The organism is Escherichia sp. WS33 (genome assembly GCF_046486385.1).
Taxonomy (GTDB): domain Bacteria; phylum Pseudomonadota; class Gammaproteobacteria; order Enterobacterales; family Enterobacteriaceae; genus ECMA0423.
The window spans coordinates 21,906-41,668 of the sequence record NZ_JBJQLJ010000016.1 but is presented as its reverse complement, the minus strand read 5'-3'; the positions used below and the strand labels follow the sequence as shown (position 1 = coordinate 41,668).

14 protein-coding genes and 3 pseudogenes are annotated in these 19,763 nt (G+C 52.2%); 13 read left to right on the top strand and 4 right to left on the bottom strand.

Features of this window, described 5'->3' with window-relative positions; all coding sequences use genetic code 11:
* The first annotated feature begins 4 nt into the window (after nucleotides 1-4).
* The 7 genes and pseudogenes from hyfF to focB all read left to right on the top strand — a co-directional run bounded on the left by hyfF (nucleotide 5) and on the right by focB (nucleotide 7,868).
* The gene (hyfF, locus tag ACJHXA_RS14275; protein WP_000122552.1) at nucleotides 5-1,585 is read left to right on the top strand and encodes a hydrogenase 4 subunit F; all 1,581 of its coding nucleotides are present in this window, start codon (nucleotides 5-7) and stop codon (nucleotides 1,583-1,585) included.
* Nucleotides 1,575-3,242: a hydrogenase 4 catalytic subunit HyfG gene (gene hyfG / locus ACJHXA_RS14270; protein WP_001102295.1), complete on the top strand. Its 1,668-nt coding sequence runs from the start codon at nucleotides 1,575-1,577 to the stop codon at nucleotides 3,240-3,242. The genes hyfF and hyfG overlap by 11 nt, the downstream gene beginning before the upstream one ends.
* 9 nt (nucleotides 3,243-3,251) lie before the next feature.
* Complete coding sequence (gene hyfH, locus ACJHXA_RS14265) at nucleotides 3,252-3,797, top strand: hydrogenase 4 subunit H (RefSeq protein WP_000916064.1); 546 nt, start codon at nucleotides 3,252-3,254, stop codon at nucleotides 3,795-3,797.
* Nucleotides 3,794-4,551: pseudogene (gene hyfI, locus ACJHXA_RS14260) on the top strand (hydrogenase 4 catalytic subunit HyfI). Before hyfH ends, hyfI begins: the two are co-directional and overlap by 4 nt.
* Entirely contained in the window at nucleotides 4,544-4,957 is a 414-nt protein-coding gene (hyfJ, locus tag ACJHXA_RS14255; protein ID WP_001315783.1) for a hydrogenase 4 assembly chaperone HyfJ, read from the top strand. The pseudogene hyfI and the gene hyfJ overlap by 8 nt, the downstream one beginning before the upstream one ends.
* Nucleotides 4,958-4,986: 29 nt before the next feature.
* A pseudogene (hyfR, locus tag ACJHXA_RS14250) lies at nucleotides 4,987-6,999 on the top strand (DNA-binding transcriptional regulator HyfR).
* A 21-nt stretch (nucleotides 7,000-7,020) separates the two neighbouring features.
* Nucleotides 7,021-7,868: pseudogene (gene focB, locus ACJHXA_RS14245) on the top strand (formate transporter FocB).
* Between the two features lie 37 nt (nucleotides 7,869-7,905).
* Here the strand turns inward: focB and ACJHXA_RS14240 are convergent.
* Entirely contained in the window at nucleotides 7,906-8,967 is a 1,062-nt protein-coding gene (locus ACJHXA_RS14240; protein WP_000892044.1) for an AI-2E family transporter, read from the bottom strand.
* 212 nt (nucleotides 8,968-9,179) lie between these two features.
* Between ACJHXA_RS14240 and bepA the strand changes: the two genes are divergently transcribed.
* Both bepA and arsC read left to right on the top strand, forming a co-directional pair.
* On the top strand, nucleotides 9,180-10,643 hold the full coding sequence (bepA, locus tag ACJHXA_RS14235) for a beta-barrel assembly-enhancing protease (RefSeq protein WP_000489667.1): 1,464 nt from the start codon (nucleotides 9,180-9,182) through the stop codon (nucleotides 10,641-10,643).
* Between the two features lie 20 nt (nucleotides 10,644-10,663).
* Nucleotides 10,664-11,023 carry an arsenate reductase (glutaredoxin) gene (arsC, locus tag ACJHXA_RS14230; RefSeq protein WP_000166449.1) on the top strand — a complete coding sequence of 120 codons (360 nt, stop codon included), beginning with the start codon at nucleotides 10,664-10,666 and terminating at the stop codon, nucleotides 11,021-11,023.
* A 137-nt stretch (nucleotides 11,024-11,160) separates the two neighbouring features.
* Here the strand turns inward: arsC and ACJHXA_RS14225 are convergent, their stop codons facing one another.
* The 3 genes from ACJHXA_RS14225 to upp all read right to left on the bottom strand — a co-directional run bounded on the left by ACJHXA_RS14225 (nucleotide 11,161) and on the right by upp (nucleotide 13,958).
* Nucleotides 11,161-11,862 (bottom strand): DnaA inactivator Hda, encoded by a 702-nt coding sequence (locus ACJHXA_RS14225; protein WP_001307333.1) that lies wholly within the window; start codon nucleotides 11,860-11,862, stop codon nucleotides 11,161-11,163.
* Nucleotides 11,863-11,956: 94 nt separating this feature from the next.
* Nucleotides 11,957-13,246 (bottom strand): uracil permease, encoded by a 1,290-nt coding sequence (gene uraA / locus ACJHXA_RS14220; RefSeq protein ID WP_000198328.1) that lies wholly within the window; start codon nucleotides 13,244-13,246, stop codon nucleotides 11,957-11,959.
* 85 nt (nucleotides 13,247-13,331) lie between these two features.
* The gene (gene upp / locus ACJHXA_RS14215; RefSeq protein WP_001295473.1) at nucleotides 13,332-13,958 is read right to left on the bottom strand and encodes a uracil phosphoribosyltransferase; all 627 of its coding nucleotides are present in this window, start codon (nucleotides 13,956-13,958) and stop codon (nucleotides 13,332-13,334) included.
* A gap of 324 nt (nucleotides 13,959-14,282) precedes the next feature.
* Between upp and purM the strand changes: the two genes are divergently transcribed.
* From purM to ppx, 4 genes are all read left to right on the top strand, one after another.
* The gene (purM, locus tag ACJHXA_RS14210) at nucleotides 14,283-15,320 is read left to right on the top strand and encodes a phosphoribosylformylglycinamidine cyclo-ligase (protein ID WP_001295474.1); all 1,038 of its coding nucleotides are present in this window, start codon (nucleotides 14,283-14,285) and stop codon (nucleotides 15,318-15,320) included.
* Nucleotides 15,320-15,958: a phosphoribosylglycinamide formyltransferase gene (purN, locus tag ACJHXA_RS14205; RefSeq protein WP_001028614.1), complete on the top strand. Its 639-nt coding sequence runs from the start codon at nucleotides 15,320-15,322 to the stop codon at nucleotides 15,956-15,958. Before purM ends, purN begins: the two co-directional genes overlap by 1 nt.
* A 170-nt stretch (nucleotides 15,959-16,128) precedes the next feature.
* Nucleotides 16,129-18,195 (top strand): polyphosphate kinase 1, encoded by a 2,067-nt coding sequence (ppk1, locus tag ACJHXA_RS14200; protein WP_000529576.1) that lies wholly within the window; start codon nucleotides 16,129-16,131, stop codon nucleotides 18,193-18,195.
* A 4-nt stretch (nucleotides 18,196-18,199) separates the two neighbouring features.
* Nucleotides 18,200-19,741, top strand: coding sequence for an exopolyphosphatase (gene ppx / locus ACJHXA_RS14195; protein ID WP_001121363.1), 1,542 nt, complete (start codon nucleotides 18,200-18,202; stop codon nucleotides 19,739-19,741).
* Nucleotides 19,742-19,763 lie beyond the last annotated feature (22 nt).

Sequence of the window (19,763 nt, the reverse complement as noted above, 5' to 3'; positions counted from 1 at the left end):
TGAGATGAGTTATTCTGTGATGTTCGCTTTACTCCTGCTCACGCCGCTGCTTTTTTCGCTGCTCTGTTTTGCCTGCCGGAAACGGGGGCTCTCTGCGACTTGTACGGTGACTGTATTACATAGCTTAGGGATCACACTGCTGCTGATTCTGGCACTCTGGGTGGTCCAAACTGCCGCTGATGCAGGAGAAATATTCGCTGCGGGACTGTGGCTTCATATTGATGGTCTGGGCGGTTTGTTCCTCGCCATTCTTGGTGTGATTGGCTTTCTCACCGGTGTTTACTCGATTGGCTACATGCGTCATGAAGTGGCACACGGCGAGCTTTCACCCGTTACACTGTGCGATTACTACGGTTTCTTCCATCTGTTTTTGTTCACCATGCTGCTGGTTGTTACCAGCAATAACCTGATTGTGATGTGGGCGGCGATCGAAGCCACCACCTTAAGCTCGGCGTTTCTGGTAGGCATTTACGGTCAGCGTTCATCGCTGGAATCAGCATGGAAGTACATCATTATTTGTACTGTTGGTGTCGCTTTTGGTCTGTTCGGTACCGTGCTGGTATACGCCAACGCCGCCAGCGTTATGCCGCAGGCAGAAATGGCGATATTCTGGAGCGAGGTTCTTAAGCAATCGTCCTTGCTTGACCCAACATTAATGCTGTTGGCCTTTGTGTTTGTGCTAATTGGCTTTGGTACCAAAACCGGGCTATTTCCCATGCACGCCTGGCTGCCGGATGCTCACAGTGAAGCGCCGAGTCCGGTCAGCGCCCTGCTCTCCGCCGTATTGCTGAACTGCGCGCTGTTGGTGCTGATTCGCTATTACATCATTATTTGCCAAGCCATCGGCAGCGATTTCCCCAACCGGTTGTTGCTCATCTTCGGCATGTTGTCGGTTGCCGTGGCGGCATTTTTCATTCTGGTACAGCGGGACATTAAGCGTCTGCTGGCGTACTCCAGCGTGGAGAACATGGGGCTGGTCGCGGTGGCGCTAGGCATTGGCGGGCCGCTGGGAATTTTTGCCGCGCTGCTGCACACCTTAAACCACAGTCTGGCAAAAACGCTGCTGTTCTGCGGTTCCGGCAATGTACTGCTCAAGTACGGCACGCGCGATCTCAACGTCGTCTGTGGGATGCTCAAAATCATGCCATTTACCGCCGTGCTGTTTGGCGGCGGTGCGCTGGCGCTGGCAGGGATGCCGCCCTTCAACATTTTTCTTAGCGAATTTATGACCGTTACCGCAGGACTGGCACGTAATCACCTGCTGATTATCGTCCTGCTGTTATTGCTGTTAACGCTGGTGCTGGCGGGCCTGGTACGGATGGCTGCGCGGGTGTTAATGGCGAAACCGCCGCAGGCCGTTAACCGGGGTGATCTCGGCTGGTTGACCACCTCGCCAATGGTGATTCTGCTGGTCATGATGCTGGCGATGGGAACGCATATTCCACAACCTGTCATCAGGATCCTGGCGGGCGCTTCCACTATAGTCCTCTCAGGGACGCACGACCTGCCTGCACAACGTAGCACCTGGCATGATTTTTTGCCTTCAGGCACCGCATCTGTTTCGGAGAAACACAGTGAACGTTAATTCATCGTCAAATCGTGGCGAAGCGATTCTCGCCGCCCTGAAAACGCAGTTCCCCGGCGCGGTGCTGGATGAAGAGCGACAAACGCCTGAACAGGTCACCATTACGGTGAAAATCAATCTGCTGCCTGACGTTGTACATTATCTTTATTATCAACATGATGGCTGGCTTCCAGTCCTGTTTGGCAACGACGAGCGGACACTTAACGGTCATTACGCGGTTTATTATGCCCTTTCAATGGAAGGGGCCGAAAAATGCTGGATCGTGGTGAAGGCACTGGTCGATGCCGACAGTCGGGAGTTTCCGTCAGTCACACCGCGCGTCCCTGCCGCGGTCTGGGGCGAGCGAGAAATTCGCGATATGTACGGGCTGATTCCGGTTGGCCTGCCGGATCAGCGTCGCCTGGTGTTGCCCGATGACTGGCCGGAAGATATGCATCCGCTGCGCAAAGATGCGATGGATTATCGACTGCGCCCTGAACCGACGACAGATTCCGAAACGTATGCGTTTATCAATGAGGGCAACAGCGATGCGCGGGTGATCCCTGTCGGCCCGCTGCATATCACCTCCGATGAACCGGGTCACTTCCGCTTGTTTGTGGATGGCGAGCAAATTGTCGATGCTGATTACCGCCTGTTTTATGTCCATCGCGGCATGGAGAAACTGGCAGAAACGCGGATGGGCTACAACGAAGTGACCTTCTTATCGGACCGCGTGTGTGGGATTTGCGGTTTTGCCCACAGTGTGGCCTATACCAATTCGGTTGAAAATGCACTGGGGATTGAGGTGCCGCAACGAGCACATACTATTCGCTCGATTCTGCTGGAAGTCGAACGGCTACACAGTCATTTGCTTAACCTTGGCCTCTCCTGCCATTTCGTTGGTTTTGATACCGGCTTTATGCAATTTTTCCGAGTGCGGGAAAAGTCGATGACGATGGCGGAATTGCTGATCGGGTCGCGTAAAACCTACGGTCTGAATCTGATTGGTGGTGTTCGCCGCGATATTCTCAAAGAGCAACGTCTGCAAACGCTGAAACTGGTGCGCGAGATGCGCGCCGACGTGTCGGAGCTGGTAGAGATGCTGCTTGCTACGCCGAATATGGAACAACGCACTCAGGGCATTGGCATTCTCGACCGACAAATCGCCCGTGATTTGCGCTTTGATCACCCCTACGCCGACTACGGCAATATTCCAAAAACACTGTTTACCTTTACCGGCGGCGATGTTTTCTCCCGCGTGATGGTCCGTGTCAAAGAGACGTTTGATTCGCTGGCAATGCTGGAATTTGCCCTCGACAACATGCCGGATACCCCACTGCTGACCGAAGGCTTTAGCTATAAACCTCACGCATTCGCGCTGGGCTTTGTTGAAGCGCCACGCGGTGAAGACGTGCACTGGAGCATGCTCGGTGATAACCAAAAATTGTTCCGCTGGCGCTGCCGTGCCGCCACCTACGCCAACTGGCCGGTGTTGCGTTACATGCTGCGCGGCAATACCGTTTCTGACGCACCGCTGATTATCGGTAGCCTTGATCCCTGCTACTCCTGTACCGACCGTGTGACGCTGGTAGATGTGCGCAAGCGCCAGTCAAAAACCGTGCCGTATAAAGAGATCGAACGCTACGGCATTGATCGTAACCGTTCGCCGCTGAAGTAAGGACAGAAGATGCTGAAGTTACTGAAAACTATTATGCGCGCCGGAACCGCGACGGTGAAATATCCCTTCGCGCCACTGGAGGTCAGCCCAGGCTTTCGCGGGAAACCGGACCTGATGCCCAGCCAATGTATTGCCTGCGGTGCCTGCGCCTGTGCTTGTCCGGCAAATGCGCTGACTATCCAGACCGACGACCAGCAAAATTCGCGCACCTGGCAGCTCTATCTGGGGCGTTGTATTTACTGCGGACGTTGTGAAGAAGTGTGCCCGACCAGAGCCATCCAGCTTACCAATAACTTTGAACTGACCGTCACCAATAAAGCCGATCTCTATACCCGCGCGACGTTCCATCTACAACGTTGCAGCCGTTGCGAACGCCCGTTTGCCCAGCAAAAAACCGTCGCACTGGCTGCTGAATTGTTGGCACAGCAACAAAATGCGCCACAAAACCGCGAAATGTTATGGGCGCAAGCGAGCGTCTGCCCGGAGTGCAAACAACGCGCGACGCTGCTCAACGACGATACAGATGTACCGCTGGTGGCTAAGGAGCAGCTATGAGTCCAGTGCTTACACAACATGTCAGCCAGCCCATCACGCTGGACGAGCAAACGCAAAAGATGAAGCGGCATTTGCTACAGGATATCCGTCGCTCAGCCTACGTTTATCGCGTCGATTGCGGTGGCTGCAACGCCTGTGAAATCGAAATTTTTGCCGCCATTACACCAGTATTCGACGCAGAACGTTTTGGCATTAAGGTTGTTTCATCACCGCGTCACGCCGATATTTTGTTATTTACTGGCGCAGTCACCCGGGCGATGCGTATGCCTGCACTTCGGGCGTATGAGTCTGCCCCCGATCATAAAATCTGTGTTTCCTACGGCGCGTGCGGTGCCGGCGGCGGATTTTCCACGATCTCTACAGCGTCTGGGGCGGCAGCGACACCATTGTCCCCATTGATGTTTGGATCCCCGGCTGCCCGCCAACACCGGCCGCCACCATTCACGGTTTCGCCGTGGCGCTCGGTTTGCTGCAACAGAAGATTCACGCGGTGGATTATCGCGATCCCACCGGGGTGACTATGCAACCGTTGTGGCCGCAGATCCCGCCATCACAGCGTATCGCCATTGAGCGAGAAGCGCGGCGGCTGGCGGGCTATCGTCAGGGGCGAGAAATTTGCGATCGGCTCCTGCGCCATTTAAGCGACGATCCTACAGGAAATCGGGTTAACACCTGGTTGCGCGATGCCGACGATCCACGTCTCAATAGTATCGTTCAGCAACTCTTTCGCGTACTCCGGGGGTTACATGACTGAAGAGTGCGGGGAAATTGTTTTCTGGACGCTGCGAAAAAAGTTTGTCGCCAGTAGCGACGAGATGCCGGAACACAGCTCTCAGGTAATGTATTACTCGCTGGCTATCGGCCATCACGTTGGCGTGATTGATTGTCTGAATGTCGCCTTCCGCTGCCCACTGACGGAATACGAAGATTGGCTTGCCCAGGTCGAAGAGGAGCAAGCCCGACGTAAGATGCTGGGGGTGATGACTTTTGGTGAGATTGTTATTGACGCCAGCCACACCGCCCTGTTGACCCGGGCATTCGCGCCACTGGCAGATGACGCAACGTCTGTGTGGCAGGCGCGTAGCATTCAATTCATTCATCTGTTGGATGAAATTGTGCAGGAACCGGCCATCTATCTGATGGCCAGAAAAATTGCGTGAGAAGGATTTCTCATTAATAAGGACTGTTGATGGCTATGTCAGACGAGGCGATGTTTGCCCCGCCGCAAGGAATAACAATTGAAGCGGTAAACGGAATGCTCGCGGAGCGGTTAGCACAGAAACACGGTAAGGCGTCTTTATTACGCGCCTTCATCCCGCTGCCGCCGCCGTTCAGCCCGGTACAACTTATTGAACTGCATGTTCTCAAAAGCAACGTCTATTACCGCTACCATGATGATGGCAGCGATGTGACGGCAACAGCAGAGTATCAGGGCGAGATGATCGATTATTCGCGTCACGCCGTCCTTCTCGGCAGTAGTGGAATGGCGGAGCTACGCTTTATTCGCACCCACGGCTGCCGTTTTACTCCCCAGGATTGCACACTGTTTAACTGGCTGGCACGCATTATCACCCCGGTTCTGCAATCATGGCTCAATGATGAAGAACAGCAGGTGGCGCTGCGTTTGCTGGAGAAAGATCGCGATCATCATCGGGTACTGGTGGATATCACTAATGCAGTGCTGTCACATCTTGATCTCGACGATCTGATCGCTGACGTCGCTCGTGAGATCCATCATTTTTTCGGTCTGGCTTCAGTCAGTATGGTACTGGGCGATCATCGAAAGAACGAGAAGTTCAGCCTGTGGTGCAGCGATCTTTCTGCCTCACATTGTGCGTGTCTGCCACGCAATATGCCTGGCGACAGTGTATTGCTGACACAAACGCTACAAACCCGACAACCGACCTTGACGCACCGTGCAGATGATCTGTTTCTCTGGCAACGCGACCCGTTATTACTCTTACTTGCATCTAACGGCTGCGAATCTGCGCTCCTTATACCGCTTACCTTTGGCAACCATACACCGGGTGCATTGTTGCTGGCGCATACCTCTTCCACTCTCTTTAGTGAGGAAAACTGCCAGCTACTACAACACATAGCCGATCGCATCGCTATTGCCGTTGGCAATGCCGATGCCTAGCGTAGCATGACCGATTTGCAGGAAAGTTTGCAGCAAGAAAACCACCAGCTTAGCGAGCAGCTCCTTTCGAATCTGGGCGTCGGTGACATTATCTATCAAAGCCAGGCAATGGAAGACCTACTCCAGCAGGTAGATATTGTGGCGAAGAGCGACAGTACGGTGTTGATTTGCGGTGAAACCGGAACCGGCAAAGAGGTGATCGCCAGAGCGATCCATCAACTTAGCCCGCGACGCGACAAGCCGCTGGTCAAAATCAACTGCGCTGCCATCCCCGCCAGTCTTCTGGAAAGTGAGTTATTCGGTCATGACAAAGGGGCGTTTACTGGTGCGATTAATACCCATCGTGGTCGTTTTGAAATTGCCGATGGCGGCACGTTGTTTCTCGATGAAATTGGCGATCTGCCGTTAGAACTTCAGCCTAAACTGCTGCGCGTATTGCAGGAACGGGAGATTGAGCGTCTCGGCGGGAGTAGAACGATCCCGGTAAATGTCAGAGTCATTGCCGCCACCAACCGTGATTTGTGGCAAATGGTTGAAGATCGCCAGTTTCGCAGCGATCTCTTTTATCGCCTGAATGTCTTCCCACTGGAATTGCCGCCGCTGCGCGACCGTCCGGAAGATATCCCTCTTTTAGCAAAGCATTTCACGCAAAAAATGGCGCGCCATATGAATCGTTCAATTGACGCCATCCCGACCGAGGCGCTACGCCAGTTGATGTCGTGGGACTGGCCGGGCAACGTGCGCGAGCTGGAAAACGTGATTGAGCGAGCGGTACTGCTGACTCGCGGTAACAGTCTGAATTTACATCTTAATGTCCGACAAAGCCGTTTACTGCCGACGCTAAATGAAGATTCAGCGCTTCGCAGTTCAATGGCGCAGTTGCTGCACCCGACGACGCCAGAGAATGACGAAGAAGAACGTCAGCGCATTGTTCAGGTATTGCGAGAAACCAATGGCATTGTTGCCGGGCCCCGTGGCGCGGCGACACGATTAGGGATGAAGCGCACCACGCTGCTGTCACGAATGCAGCGTCTGGGAATCTCGGTTCGCGAGGTGTTGTAATCTGCTTTTGCAGGAGTATGCATGAGAAACAAACTCTCTTTCGACTTGCAGTTGAGCGCCAGAAAAGCGGCAATCGCTGAACGGATTGCCTCCCATAAAATTGCCCGCAGTAAAGTGTCGGTCTTTTTAATGGCGATGTCCGCTGGCGTGTTTATGGCGATCGGATTTACTTTTTACCTTTCAGTTATCGCCGATGCCCCGTCTTCACAGGCATTAACCCATCTGGTGGGCGGCCTTTGCTTTACACTTGGCTTTATTTTGCTGGCGGTTTGCGGCACCAACCTGTTCACCTCGTCGGTAATGACGGTAATGGCAAAAAGTCGGGGCGTTATTAGTTGGCGAACTTGGCTGATTAACGCACTTCTGGTGGCCTGCGGTAATCTGGCAGGTATTGCCTGTTTCAGTTTGTTAATCTGGTTTTCCGGGCTGGTGATGAGTGAAAACGCGATGTGGGGAGTCGCGGTTTTACACTGCGCCGAGGGCAAAATGCATCATACATTTACTGAATCTGTCAGCCTCGGCATTATGTGCAATCTGATGGTTTGCCTGGCGCTGTGGATAAGTTATTGCGGGCGTTCGTTATGCGACAAAATCGTCGCTATGATTTTGCCCATCACCCTGTTTGTCGCCAGTGGCTTTGAGCACTGTATCGCCAATTTGTTTGTGATTCCGTTCGCCATTGCCATTCGCCATTTTGCCCCACGCCCCTTCGGCAACTGGCGCACAGTAGCGCAGACAATTTTCCTGCACTGACGGTCAGCCATTTTATTACCGCCAATCTGCTCCCGGTGATGCTGGGTAATATTATCGGCGGTGCAGTGCTGGTGAGTATGTGTTATCGGGCTATTTATTTACGTCAGGAATCCTGAAAAATCAGCCCGGCGAAACAGTTCGTCGGGCTGAAGATTATTCTTGCGCTATTTGCCCATCGGGCCAGGCGTGGATCACGGCTTTGATCAGCGTCGCCAATGGAATGGCGAAGAATACGCCCCAGAATCCCCACAAACCACCGAAGATCACCACCGATAAAATAATCACCAGCGGATGCAGGTTAACCGCTTCGGAGAACAACACCGGTACTAACAGGTTGCCGTCCAGCGCCTGAATAATCAGATACACCGCGAAGCAGCTCCAGAATTCCGTGCCTGCACCAAACTGGAATAGCGCCACGCCAACCACCGGAATGGTCACCACAAATGCGCCAATGTACGGAATAAGTACCGAGAAGCCGACCAGCACCGCCAGCAGCAGCGAATAGTTCAGCCCAAAGAGCAAGAACCCCAGCCAGGTGGCGATCCCCACCACGATCATCTCCAGCACTTTGCCGCGGATATAGTTGGTGATTTGTTGATTCATCTCCTTCCACACCTGTCCTGCCAGTCCACGGTTGCGCGGCAGCACCCGACGAACGGCGTTCAGCATCTGCTCTTTGTCTTTCAGCAGGAAGAAGACCATCAATGGCACCAGCACCAGATAGACGGCTATGGTCAGCAAACCGACCAGCGAGGCGAGGGAAATTTTCACCACCGAATCGCCCATGGTCAGCATCCGACTGCGCATATTTTCGGCCATTGCATCAATAATGCCCGCATCCATTAACGCCGGATAGCGGCGCGGCAACGTGGCGGCAAAGTCAGAAAGCTTATTGAGCATCCCCGGCATATCGCGGATTAAGTAGATGCCCTGTTGCCAGGCGATAGGCAGTACCACGAACGCCATCAGTAGCAATATACCGACAAAAACCACCAATACAATCGACGTCGCCCAGCGGCGGGAGCAGCCAATAGATTGCAGGCGCACGGTTGGCCATTCCAGCAAATAGGCCAGCACAATAGCCACCAGCAACGGAGCAAGCAGGCCACTAAAGAAAAAGATAATGCCAAATCCGGCAACTAAAATAACCAGCAAGGCAATCGCTTCCGGGTCGCTAAAACGGCGGCGATACCATTGCATCAACATTTCGAGCATAAAGACCTTCCCTGAACCTCAAGAGCGGGATTGCGATCCGCAATTGTATCGAAATGTCACAAAAAAGACTTCGCTTTTTATGACGGATTCAGGAAACTGAAAAGTCATTTGAGTGGGCTAATCTTCGCCGTTACACTCAAAGGCGGCGCGGTGGGAACGATATTTCACAGTATCGGTCAAATGACTATCTTCAGAAATACAGGATAGAGGTTATGTTCAGGCAGTTGAAAAAAAACCTGGTTGCAACCCTCATTGCTGCTATGACCATTGGTCAGGTAGCCCCGGCGTTTGCCGACAGCGCAGACACCTTGCCGGATATGGGAACCTCCGCAGGAAGCACGCTTTCCATTGGTCAGGAAATGCAGATGGGCGACTATTATGTCCGCCAGCTACGCGGCAGCGCGCCGTTAATTAATGACCCGCTGTTAACGCAATATATTAATTCGCTGGGGATGCGTCTGGTTTCGCATGCCAATTCGGTTAAGACACCGTTTCATTTCTTTCTGATCAACAACGACGAAATTAACGCCTTTGCTTTCTTTGGCGGCAACGTGGTGCTGCACTCTGCCCTGTTCCGTTATTCCGATAACGAAAGTCAACTGGCTTCAGTTATGGCGCACGAAATCTCCCACGTCACCCAACGTCACCTGGCGCGAGCGATGGAAGATCAGCAGCGCAGCGCGCCGCTGACCTGGGTCGGCGCGTTAGGTTCTATTTTACTGGCGATGGCCAGTCCGCAGGCGGGGATGGCGGCGCTGACCGGTACACTGGCGGGAACGCGTCAGGGGATGATCAGTTTCACCCAGCAAAATGAACAGGAAGCGGACCGCATTGGTATTCAGGTGCTGCAACGCTCGGGATTCGATCCGCAGGCGATGCCTACCTTCCTCGAAAAATTACTCGATCAGGCGCGTTACTCCTCGCGCCCGCCGGAAATTTTATTGACTCACCCGTTGCCGGAAAGTCGTCTGGCAGATGCCCGCAACCGTGCTAATCAGATGCGCCCGATGGTGGTGCAGTCGTCGGAAGATTTCTATCTGGCGAAAGCGCGCACACTGGGGATGTATAATTCCGGACGTAACCAGCTCACCAGTGATTTGCTGGATGAATGGGCGAAAGGAAACGTTCGTCAGCAACGAGCAGCACAATATGGTCGTGCTTTACAGGCGATGGAAGCCAATAAATACGACGAGGCGCGTAAAACGCTGCAACCGTTACTGGCGGCAGAACCTGGCAACGCATGGTATCTCGATCTGGCTACCGATATCGATCTTGGGCAAAACAAAGCCAATGAGGCGATCAATCGCCTGAAAAATGCCCGCGATTTACGCACCAATCCGGTGTTGCAGCTCAACCTGGCGAACGCTTATCTGCAAGGTGGTCAACCACAAGAAGCGGCCAATATTCTGAATCGCTACACCTTTAATAATAAAGATGACAGCAACGGCTGGGATTTGCTGGCACAGGCGGAAGCCGCGCTAAATAACCGTGATCAGGAGCTGGCTGCGCGAGCAGAAGGTTATGCGCTCGCCGGACGACTCGATCAGGCCATTTCGCTGTTGAGTAGCGCCAGTTCGCAGGTGAAATTAGGCAGCCTGCAACAAGCGCGTTACGATGCGCGCATCGACCAGTTGCGCCAGCTGCAGGAACGCTTTAAGCCTTATACCAAGATGTAATTCGCATTAAAGGAAGAACAATGACCAAACAGGTAAAAATCTACCATAACCCACGCTGTTCAAAGAGCCGGGAAACGCTGAACCTGCTGAAAGAAAACGGCGTGGAGCCAGAAGTGGTGCTCTACCTTGAGACACCCGCCGATGCGGCAACGCTGCGCGATTTGCTGAAAATGCTGGGGATGAATAGCGCCCGTGAATTGATGCGCCAGAAAGAGGATCTTTATAAAGAACTGAACCTGGCTGACAGTTCGCTTAGCGAAGAGGCGCTGATTCAGGCAATGGTGGATAATCCGAAGCTAATGGAGCGCCCGATTGTGGTCGCGAATGGCAAAGCGCGGATTGGTCGTCCACCGGAGCAGGTACTGGAAATCGTGGGTTAAGATGTGCTCCATCGCTAGTTGAAGCACATTGCCGGATGCGACGCTTGCCACGTCTTATCCGGCCTACGAATACTATGGATTAACTTCGCGTAGTTCGGATAAGGCGTTCGCGCCGCATCCGACAATAAACACCTTATCTACAACTTCAGAATTTCTTTCACAAACGGAATGGTCAGCTTACGTTGCGCGGTAATCGACGCACGATCCAACTGATCCAACGTCATAAATAGCGTGCGCATTTCTCTGTCGAGCCGCTTCAGCAAGAAACGCCCCACATCTTCCGGCAGTTCAAAACCACGCAAACGCGCGCGTAACTGTAGCGCCTGCAACTTATCTTCATCAGAAAGTGGCTGCAATTTGTAGATCTGCCCCCAGTCGAGTCGCGACGCGAGATCCGGTAATCCCAGATTCAACTGCCGCGGTGGACGATCGCCGGTGATCAACAATCGTGTTTTGCCCGATTCCAGAATTCGATTGTAGAGATCGAAAATCGCCATCTCCCACAACTCATCGCCTGCAATACACTCAATGTTGTCGATACAGACCAGCGACAAATGCTCCATACCGTCGAGCACTTCCGGAACAAACCAGGTGCGTTTATCCAGCGGGACATAGCCCACCGCATCGCCACGCTGCGACAATTCCGCGCAAGCCGCGTGCAGCAGATGGCTGCGCCCCGCGCCTTCGCGTGCCCAGAGATAGATGTAACCGCTATGTTCCTGACGCAGCACGTTTTGCAGCGCAGCCAGTAAAGAGGAGTTATCCCCCGGCCAGAAACTTGCAAAGGTTTCGTCGTCAGGAAGATAAAGTGGCAAAGAGAGCTGTGCCGGTGTGTTCAGAGATACCTCAACCAGGATTTCACAAAATCGCGAGAAGTTTACCACAGAATCCCATGATGTTTGAACCGGGCAGCAACACTGCCCGGTCGGTACATTATTTGTCTGTTATATCCGCGTCTTCTGCGTCCAGCACCACTTCTTCAGGGCGCAGCACACTAATCAGTTTGAAGATCAAACTTAAGCCGATACCGACGATGGTCGCCAGCGCCATACCTTTTAACTCCGCCGCGCCGATGTTTACCTTCGCGCCACTGACGCCGATGATCAAAATCACGGAAGTCAGGATCAGGTTCTGTGCTTTGTTGTAATCCACTTTCGATTCGATCAAAACACGAATACCGGAAGCACCGATGACACCATAAAGCAGCAGCGAAACGCCGCCCATCACCGGCAATGGGATCATCTGGATAGCGGCAGCCAGTTTACCGACACAGGAAAGCAGGATAGCGAAAATCGCCGCCCCACCGATAACCCAGGTACTGTAAACACGGGTGATCGCCATCACGCCAATGTTTTCTCCGTAAGTGGTATTTGGCGTAGAGCCAAAGAAGCCGGAGATCACGGTCGACAGGCCGTTAGCAAACATCGAACGGTGCAGACCTGGATCGCGCAGCAGATCTTTTTTGACGATATTAGCCGTTACTACCAGGTGCCCTACGTGTTCGGCAATAACCACTAACGCCGCTGGCAGAATAGTCAGAATGGCAAACCACTCGAAGCGCGGCGTATAGAGGGTTGGCAGCGCAAACCAGTGAGCATTAATAATCGGCGTGGTATCGACAATTCCCATTGCGAAAGAGAGCGCGTAGCCCACCAGCACGCCAATTAAAATCGGGATAATTGCCAGGAAACCACGAAACAGCACGGAACCTAAAACCGTGACCGCCAGGGTGGTAATAGAGATGATGATGGTTTTGGAGTCTGGCGTTTGCCCTTCAGCCGGGAGTAAACCCGCCATACCGGCAGCTACGCCCGCCAGCTCCAGACCGATGACGGCAACGATTGCGCCCATTGCCGCAGGTGGAAACAGCACGTCCAGCCAGCCGGTCCCCGCTTTCTTCACGATAAAAGAAACCAGGCAGAACAGCACGCCGCACATAATAAAGCCGCCCAGCGCGACTTCATACCCTAACGGCAACAGTAACAATACCGGTGAAATAAAGGCAAAGCTGGAACCAAGATAAGCCGGAATTTTCCCTTTACAGATGAAGAGATACAGCAGCGTTCCAATACCGTTAAATAACAGTACAGTCGCCGGGTTAATATGAAATAAGACGGGCACCAGGACGGTTGCACCAAACATGGCGAACAAATGTTGCAAACTAAGCGGGATTGTCTGTAAAAGTGGCGGTCTTTCACTCACCCCGATAGCACGGCGCGTCATAGTATTATCCTCTGTATTATGTGTTATAGGCGCTTTACTCAAAAAAAAGCCGACTCTTAAAGTCGGCTTTAATTATTTTTATTCTTTATTTCGTACCAAAGATTTTGTCACCGGCATCGCCGAGGCCCGGAATAATGTATCCGTGCTCGTTCAGTCCCTGGTCAATCGATGCGGTATACAGTTCGACGTCCGGGTGCGCTTTTTCCAGCGCAGCGATACCTTCTGGCGCAGCTACCAGCACCAGAACTTTGATGCTGCTGCAGCCCGCTTTTTTCAGCAGGTCGATGGTCGCGATAACGGAACCACCAGTTGCCAGCATTGGGTCAACGATCAGCGCCATACGCTCATCGATGTTAGAAACCAGTTTCTGGAAGTACGGTACCGGCTCCAGCGTTTCTTCATTACGGTACATACCGACAACGCTGATGCGCGCGCTCGGAACATTTTCCAGCACACCGTCCATCATCCCCAGACCGGCACGCAGAATTGGCACAACGGTAATTTTCTTACCTTTGATCTGGTCGATTTCTACCGGGCCGTTCCAGCCTTCGATAGTTACTTTTTCCGTTTCGAGGTCGGCGGTCGCTTCGTAAGTCAGCAGGCTACCCACTTCGGAAGCGAGTTCGCGAAAGCGCTTGGTGCTGATATCTTGCTCACGCATCAGTCCCAGCTTGTGTTTGACGAGTGGGTGTTTGACTTCCACGATCTTCATACTCTTTCTCCTTTGAGGGGCAGCCACAAAAAAAATCGACGGATTATACCTCCTTTCTTCAAGGCGGCAATATTCTTTTCGTTGACTTTAGTCAAAATGATAACGGTTTGAGATAAAGTTATTTTATATTCAAATGGTTATGAAAGAAGATTATTCCATCCGAAAACTAACCTTTGCCCTGGCACAAGTCTTCTTTCGCCGCGCGTCTGGGGAAAAGACGTGCAAAAAGGTTGTGTAAAGCAGTCTCGCAAACGTTTGCTTTCCCTGTTAGAATTGCGCCGAATTTTATTTTTCTACCGCAAGTAACGCGTGGGGACCCAAGCAGTGACCGATAAAACCTCTCTTAGCTACAAAGATGCCGGTGTTGATATTGACGCGGGTAATGCTCTGGTTGGAAGAATCAAAGGCGTAGTGAAGAAAACGCGTCGTCCGGAAGTGATGGGCGGTCTGGGCGGCTTCGGTGCGCTGTGTGCATTGCCGCAAAAATATCGTGAACCCGTGCTGGTTTCCGGCACTGACGGCGTAGGTACCAAGCTGCGTCTGGCAATGGACTTAAAACGTCACGACACCATTGGTATTGATCTGGTCGCCATGTGCGTTAATGACCTGGTGGTGCAAGGTGCAGAACCGCTGTTTTTCCTCGACTATTACGCAACCGGAAAACTGGATGTTGATACCGCTTCAGCGGTGATCAGCGGCATTGCGGAAGGATGTCTGCAATCGGGCTGTTCACTGGTGGGTGGCGAAACGGCAGAAATGCCGGGGATGTATCACGGTGAAGATTACGATGTCGCGGGTTTCTGCGTTGGCGTGGTAGAAAAATCAGAAATCATCGACGGCTCTAAAGTCAGCGACGGCGATGTGCTGATTGCACTCGGTTCCAGCGGTCCGCACTCGAACGGCTATTCGCTGGTGCGCAAAATTCTTGAAGTCAGCGGTTGTGATCCGCAAACCACCGAACTTGATGGTAAGCCATTAGCCGATCATCTGCTGGCACCGACCCGCATTTACGTGAAGTCAGTGCTGGAGTTGATTGAAAAGGTCGATGTGCATGCCATTGCGCACCTGACCGGCGGCGGCTTCTGGGAAAACATTCCGCGCGTATTGCCAGATAATACCCAGGCAGTGATTGATGAATCTTCCTGGCAGTGGCCGGAAGTGTTCAACTGGCTGCAAACGGCAGGTAACGTTGAGCGCCATGAAATGTATCGCACCTTCAACTGCGGCGTCGGGATGATTATTGCCCTGCCTGCTCCGGAAGTGGACAAAGCCCTCGCCCTACTCAATGCCAACGGTGAAAACGCGTGGAAAATCGGTATCATCAAAGCCTCTGATTCCGAACAACGCGTGGTTATCGAATAATGAATATTGTGGTGCTTATTTCCGGCAACGGAAGTAATTTACAGGCAATTATTGACGCCTGTAAAACCAACAAAATTAAAGGCACCGTACGGGCAGTTTTCAGCAATAAGGCCGACGCGTTCGGCCTTGAACGCGCCCGCCAGGCGGGTATTGCAACGCATACGCTCATCGCCAGCGCGTTTGACAGTCGTGAGGCCTATGACCGGGAGTTGATTCATGAAATCGACATGTACGCACCCGATGTGGTCGTGCTGGCTGGTTTTATGCGCATTCTCAGCCCGGCGTTTGTCTCCCACTATGCCGGGCGTTTGCTGAACATTCACCCTTCTCTGCTGCCGAAATATCCCGGATTACACACCCATCGTCAGGCGCTGGAAAATGGTGATGAAGAGCACGGTACATCGGTGCATTTCGTCACCGATGAACTGGACGGTGGCCCGGTTATTTTACAGGCGAAAGTCCCGGTATTTGCTGGTGATACGGAAGATGACATCACCGCCCGCGTGCAAACCCAGGAACACGCTATTTATCCACTGGTGATTAGCTGGTTTGCCGATGGTCGTCTGAAAATGCACGAAAACGCCGCGTGGCTGGATGGTCAACGTCTGCCGCCGCAGGGCTACGCTGCCGACGAGTAATGCCCCGTAGTTAAAGCGCCAGCTCTGCCGCTGGCGTTTTTCAATTCACCTGTAAATCGCAAGCTCCAGCAGTTTTTTTCCCCCTTTTCTGGCATAGTTGGACATCTGCCAATATTGCTCGCCATAATATCCAGGCAGTGTCCCGTGAATAAAACGGAGTAAAAGTGGTAATGGGTCAGGAAAAGCTATACATCGAAAAAGAGCTCAGTTGGTTATCGTTCAATGAACGCGTGCTTCAGGAAGCGGCGGACAAATCTAACCCGCTGATTGAAAGGATGCGTTTCCTGGGGATCTATTCCAATAACCTTGATGAGTTCTATAAAGTCCGCTTCGCTGAACTGAAGCGACGCATCATTATTAGCGAAGAACAAGGCTCCAACTCTCATTCCCGCCATTTACTGGGCAAAATTCAGTCCCGGGTGCTGAAAGCCGATCAGGAATTCGACGGCCTCTACAACGAGCTGCTGCTGGAGATGGCGCGTAACCAGATCTTCCTGATTAATGAACGCCAGCTCTCCGTCAATCAACAAAACTGGCTGCGTCATTATTTTAAGCAGTATCTGCGTCAGCACATTACGCCGATTTTAATCAATCCTGACACTGACTTAGTGCAGTTCCTGAAAGATGATTACACCTATCTGGCGGTGGAAATTATCCGTGGCGATACCATCCGTTACGCGCTGCTGGAGATCCCATCAGATAAAGTGCCGCGCTTTGTGAATTTACCGCCAGAAGCGCCGCGTCGACGCAAGCCGATGATTCTTCTGGATAACATTCTGCGTTACTGCCTTGATGATATTTTCAAAGGCTTCTTTGATTATGACGCGCTGAATGCCTATTCAATGAAGATGACCCGCGATGCCGAATACGATTTAGTGCATGAGATGGAAGCCAGCCTGATGGAGTTGATGTCTTCCAGTCTCAAGCAGCGTTTAACTGCTGAGCCGGTGCGTTTTGTTTATCAGCGCGATATGCCCAATGCGCTGGTTGAAGTGTTACGCGAAAAACTGACTATTTCCCGCTACGACTCCATCGTCCCCGGCGGTCGTTATCATAATTTTAAAGACTTTATTAATTTCCCCAATGTCGGCAAAGCCAATCTGGTGAACAAACCACTGCCGCGTTTACGCCATATTTGGTTTGATAAAGCCCAGTTCCGCAATGGTTTTGATGCCATTCGCGAACGCGATGTGTTGCTCTATTATCCTTATCACACCTTTGAGCATGTGCTGGAACTGCTGCGTCAGGCTTCGTTCGACCCGAGCGTACTGGCGATTAAAATTAACATTTACCGCGTGGCGAAAGATTCACGCATCATCGACTCGATGATCCACGCCGCACATAACGGTAAGAAAGTCACCGTGGTGGTTGAGTTACAGGCGCGTTTCGACGAAGAAGCTAACATTCACTGGGCGAAGCGCCTGACCGAAGCAGGCGTGCACGTTATCTTCTCTGCGCCGGGGCTGAAAATTCACGCCAAACTGTTCCTGATTTCACGAAAAGAAAACGGTGAAGTGGTGCGTTACGCACACATCGGGACCGGGAACTTTAACGAAAAAACCGCGCGTCTTTATACTGACTATTCATTGCTGACCGCCGATGCGCGTATCACCAACGAAGTACGGCGGGTATTTAACTTTATTGAAAACCCATACCGCCCGGTGACATTTGATTATTTAATGGTGTCACCGCAAAACTCTCGCCGTCTGTTATATGAAATGGTAGACCGCGAAATCGCCAACGCGCAGCAAGGGCTGCCCAGCGGTATCACCCTGAAGCTAAATAACCTTGTCGATAAAGGCCTGGTTGATCGTCTGTATGCGGCCTCCAGCTCCGGCGTACCGGTTAATCTGCTGGTTCGCGGAATGTGTTCGCTGATCCCCAATCTGGAAGGCATTAGCGACAACATTCGTGCCATCAGTATTGTTGACCGTTACCTTGAACATGACCGGGTTTATATTTTTGAAAATGGCGGCGATAAAAAGGTCTACCTTTCTTCCGCCGACTGGATGACGCGCAATATTGATTATCGTATTGAAGTGGCGACGCCGCTGCTCGATCCGCGCCTGAAGCAGCGGGTGCTGGACATCATCGACATATTGTTCAGCGATACGGTCAAAGCTCGTTATATCGATAAAGAACTCAGTAATCGCTACGTTCCCCGCGGCAATCGCCGCAAAGTACGGGCGCAGTTGGCGATTTATGACTACATCAAATCACTCGAACAACCTGAATAACCCTATGCCAATACACGATAAATCCCCTCGTCCGCAGGAGTTTGCTGCGGTTGATCTTGGTTCAAACAGTTTTCACATGGTCATAGCCCGTGTGGTAGATGGTGCCATGCAGATTATTGGCCGCCTGAAACAGCGGGTGCATCTGGCGGACGGCCTGGGGCCAGATAATATGTTGAGTGAAGAGGCAATGACGCGCGGTTTGAACTGTCTGTCGCTTTTTGCCGAACGGCTACAAGGGTTTTCTCCTGCCAGCGTCTGTATAGTTGGTACCCATACGCTGCGTCAGGCGCTGAACGCCACTGACTTTCTGAAACGCGCGGAAAAGGTCATTCCCTACCCGATTGAAATTATTTCCGGTAATGAAGAAGCCCGTCTGATTTTTATGGGAGTGGAACATACCCAACCGGAAAAAGGTCGCAAACTGGTTATTGATATTGGCGGCGGATCTACGGAACTGGTGATTGGTGAAAATTTCGAACCTATTCTCGTTGAAAGCCGCCGGATGGGTTGTGTCAGCTTTGCCCAGCTTTATTTCCCTGGCGGGGTCATCAATAAAGAGAATTTCCAGCGCGCTCGCATGGCGGCAGCACAAAAACTGGAAACTTTAACCTGGCAATTCCGTATTCAGGGCTGGAACGTGGCAATGGGCGCTTCCGGTACCATAAAAGCCGCCCATGAAGTATTAATGGAAATGGGCGAGAAAGACGGGATAATTACCCCGGAACGTCTGGAAAAACTGGTAAAAGAAGTTTTACGTCACCGTAATTTCGCATCGCTGAGTTTACCGGGTCTTTCCGAAGAGCGGAAAACAGTCTTCGTTCCTGGACTGGCGATTTTATGCGGTGTGTTTGATGCTTTAGCCATCCGTGAACTGCGCCTTTCTGACGGGGCTTTACGTGAAGGCGTACTGTATGAAATGGAAGGACGTTTCCGTCATCAGGATGTGCGTAGTCGTACCGCCAGCAGCCTCGCCAACCAGTATCACATCGACAGCGAACAGGCCCGACGAGTGCTGGATACCACTATGCAAATGTACGAACAGTGGCGGGAACAGCAACCGAAGCTGGCGCATCCGCAACTGGAGGCGCTACTGCGATGGGCCGCCATGCTGCATGAGGTCGGGTTGAATATCAACCACAGCGGTTTGCATCGCCACTCCGCTTATATTCTGCAAAACAGTGACTTGCCGGGTTTTAATCAGGAACAGCAGCTGATGATGGCGACACTGGTGCGCTATCACCGTAAAGCGATTAAGCTCGACGATCTGCCGCGCTTTACCTTGTTTAAGAAGAAACAGTTCCTGCCACTGATACAGCTATTGCGCCTTGGCGTATTACTAAACAATCAACGTCAGGCAACCACCACACCGCCAACATTGACACTGATTACTGATGACAGTCACTGGACACTGCGTTTCCCGCATGACTGGTTTAGTCAGAATGCGCTGGTACTGCTTGATCTGGAAAAGGAGCAAGAATACTGGGAAGGCGTGGCTGGCTGGCGGTTGAAAATTGAAGAAGAAAGTACACCTGAAATCGCCGCTTAATGCTTTGCGGGCCGACGAGAAA

What these genes read in the sequence shown, in the direction of transcription:
- ACJHXA_RS14240 (WP_000892044.1), bottom strand. Translation starts at nt 8,967, where the DNA reads ATGCTCGAAATGTTGATGCAATGGTATCGCCGCCGTTTTAGCGACCCG.
- purN (WP_001028614.1), top strand. Translation starts at nt 15,320, where the DNA reads ATGAATATTGTGGTGCTTATTTCCGGCAACGGAAGTAATTTACAGGCA.
- uraA (WP_000198328.1), bottom strand. Translation starts at nt 13,246, where the DNA reads ATGACGCGCCGTGCTATCGGGGTGAGTGAAAGACCGCCACTTTTACAG.
- ppk1 (WP_000529576.1), top strand. Translation starts at nt 16,129, where the DNA reads ATGGGTCAGGAAAAGCTATACATCGAAAAAGAGCTCAGTTGGTTATCG.
- arsC (WP_000166449.1), top strand. Translation starts at nt 10,664, where the DNA reads ATGACCAAACAGGTAAAAATCTACCATAACCCACGCTGTTCAAAGAGC.
- hyfH (WP_000916064.1), top strand. Translation starts at nt 3,252, where the DNA reads ATGCTGAAGTTACTGAAAACTATTATGCGCGCCGGAACCGCGACGGTG.
- hyfF (WP_000122552.1), top strand. Translation starts at nt 5, where the DNA reads ATGAGTTATTCTGTGATGTTCGCTTTACTCCTGCTCACGCCGCTGCTT.
- ppx (WP_001121363.1), top strand. Translation starts at nt 18,200, where the DNA reads ATGCCAATACACGATAAATCCCCTCGTCCGCAGGAGTTTGCTGCGGTT.
- upp (WP_001295473.1), bottom strand. Translation starts at nt 13,958, where the DNA reads ATGAAGATCGTGGAAGTCAAACACCCACTCGTCAAACACAAGCTGGGA.
- bepA (WP_000489667.1), top strand. Translation starts at nt 9,180, where the DNA reads ATGTTCAGGCAGTTGAAAAAAAACCTGGTTGCAACCCTCATTGCTGCT.
- hyfJ (WP_001315783.1), top strand. Translation starts at nt 4,544, where the DNA reads ATGACTGAAGAGTGCGGGGAAATTGTTTTCTGGACGCTGCGAAAAAAG.